The 2,364-nt window shown below is 70.9% G+C and carries 1 protein-coding gene and 1 pseudogene; one reads left to right on the forward strand and one right to left on the reverse strand.

The annotated features are described in order from the left end of the window. Positions 1 to 250: pseudogene (locus tag DKT68_RS31670) on the reverse strand (hypothetical protein); the annotation flags it as partial. Between the two features lie 158 nt (positions 251 to 408). Between DKT68_RS31670 and DKT68_RS00190 the strand changes: the two are divergent. Beyond that, positions 409 to 2,364 (forward strand): TIGR03960 family B12-binding radical SAM protein (locus DKT68_RS00190; RefSeq protein WP_109815425.1); only part of this gene is annotated, 1,956 nt, incomplete at its 3' end.

A 2,364-nucleotide genomic window follows, 5' to 3' on the forward strand; every position in this document is an offset into this window, starting at 1 on the left:
GACCGGGACCGGGCGCGTCAGCGCCGCCGGCCTGGTCGATCGGCGGTTCCGGCTGGTCCGGTGGCTGTGGCTGGCTCGGCGCTTCCGGCCGGCTCGGTGCCTCCGGCTGGGCCGAGGGGTCGGGCTGGGCCGAGGGATCGGGGTGGTCCGGCGGTACGGGTGTGGAGGTCCGCTCGTCGGCGACCGCCGGCTCCGTGCCCGGGGTGCTCCCGTCCCCCGGACGGCCTGCTCCCGGCTGGGGCTCCGGCATCGGGGCAATCTCCTCTCGCGCCGGTCCGAGGTTAGTACCGTGCCGCCACCGTCGCCGACCGGGCGTCCGGCGGGAGTGCCGGCGGCCACCAGCGTCGATCGAGGCGTTGGGGCGGCGTGCGCGCGGTCGCCGCCGGGCGGCGCGTACCCTTGGGCATCATGAGTGCCCCGTCCACGACACCGCGCGCGGCCGCGACCAATTCCGTCTGGCCCCGGCTCGAGCCGCTGCTCCCTCAGGTCTCCAAGCCCATCCAGTACGTCGGCGGTGAGCTCGGTGCGGTGGTCAAGGACTGGGACGCGGCGACGGTGCGCTGGGCGCTGATGTATCCCGACGCGTACGAGGTGGGCCTGCCCAACCAGGGCGTGCAGATCCTCTACGAGGTGCTCAACGAGCTGCCCGACACCCTCGCCGAGCGGACGTACGCGGTCTGGCCCGACCTGGAGACCCTGATGCGCACGCACGGCGTGCCGCAGTTCACCGTCGACGCGCACCGGCCGGTCCGCGACTTCGACGTGTTCGGCATCTCCTTCTCCACCGAGCTCGGCTACACCAACATGCTCACCGCGATCGACCTGGCCGGCATCCCGCTGCTGGCCGCCGACCGCACCGACGCCGACCCGGTGATCGTGGCCGGCGGGCACGCCGCGTTCAACCCGGAGCCGATCGCCGACTTCATCGACGCCGCCGTGCTCGGCGACGGCGAGGAGGCGGTCCTGGAGATCACGGCGATCGTCCGGGAGTGGAAGGCGGAGGGCTCGCCGGGTGGCCGCGACGAGCTGTTGCTGCGGCTGGCCCGCACCGAGAGCGTCTACGTGCCGCGCTTCTACGACGTGGACTACCTGCCCGACGGCCGGATCCAGCGGGTCGTGCCCAACCGGGCGGACGTGCCGTTCCGGGTGCACAAGCGCACGACGATGGACCTGGACGCCTGGCCGTACCCGAAGAAGCCCCTCGTGCCGCTGGCCGAGACGGTGCACGAGCGGTACGCGGTGGAAATCTTCCGGGGCTGCACGCGGGGCTGCCGGTTCTGCCAGGCCGGCATGATCACCCGTCCGGTACGCGAGCGGTCGATCACGACGGTGGGGCAGATGGTGCGGGAGGGGCTGGAGTTCTCCGGCTTCTCCGAGGTGGGCCTGCTGTCGCTCTCCTCGGCCGACCACTCCGAGATCGGCGACATGTGCTCCGGGCTGGCCCAGCAGTACGAGGGCACCAACGTCTCGCTGTCGCTGCCGTCGACCCGGGTGGACGCGTTCAACATCGACCTCGCGCAGGAGCTGTCTCGCAACGGGCGGCGTACCGGCCTGACCTTCGCCCCGGAGGGCGGGTCGGAGCGGATCCGCAAGGTCATCAACAAGATGGTGTCGAAGGAAGACCTCATCCGCACCGTCGTCACCGCGTACTCCAACGGCTGGCGTCAGGTGAAGCTGTACTTCATGTGCGGCCTGCCCACCGAGACCGACGCCGACGTCCTGGAGATCGCGGACATGGCGCACGAGGTGATCCGGGCCGGTCGGGCCGCGACCGGTTCCAAGGACATCCGCTGCACGGTCTCCATCGGCGGGTTCGTGCCCAAGCCGCACACCCCGTTCCAGTGGGCCCCGATGGAGCGCCCGGAGGTCATCGACCACCGGCTCAAGATCCTGAAGCAGGCGATCAACTCGGACCGTTCGCTGGGTCGGGCGATCGGCTACCGCTACCACGACGGTGAGCCGTCGCTGATCGAGGGGCTGCTCTCCCGGGGTGACCGTCGGGTCGGCTCGGTGATCCGCAGGGTGTGGGAGAACGGCGGCCGGTTCGACGGCTGGAGCGAGCACTTCTCCTACCAGCGCTGGGTGGACGCGGCGGCCGAGACGCTGCCGGCGTTCGGGGTGGACCTCGACTGGTACACCACCCGGCAGCGCGATGAGCTGGAGGTCCTGCCCTGGGACCACCTGGACTCGGGCCTGGACAAGGACTGGCTCTGGCAGGACTGGCAGGATTCGCTCAGCGAGTTCGAGCAGGACGACTGCCGGTGGACCCCGTGCTTCGACTGCGGCGTCTGCCCCTCGATGGACACCGAGATCCAGATCGGCCCCACAGGCAAGAAACTCCTGCCCCTCACCCCGATCAAGACC

The sequence above is a fragment of the Micromonospora acroterricola genome (assembly GCF_003172955.1).
Taxonomy (GTDB): domain Bacteria; phylum Actinomycetota; class Actinomycetes; order Mycobacteriales; family Micromonosporaceae; genus Micromonospora; species Micromonospora acroterricola.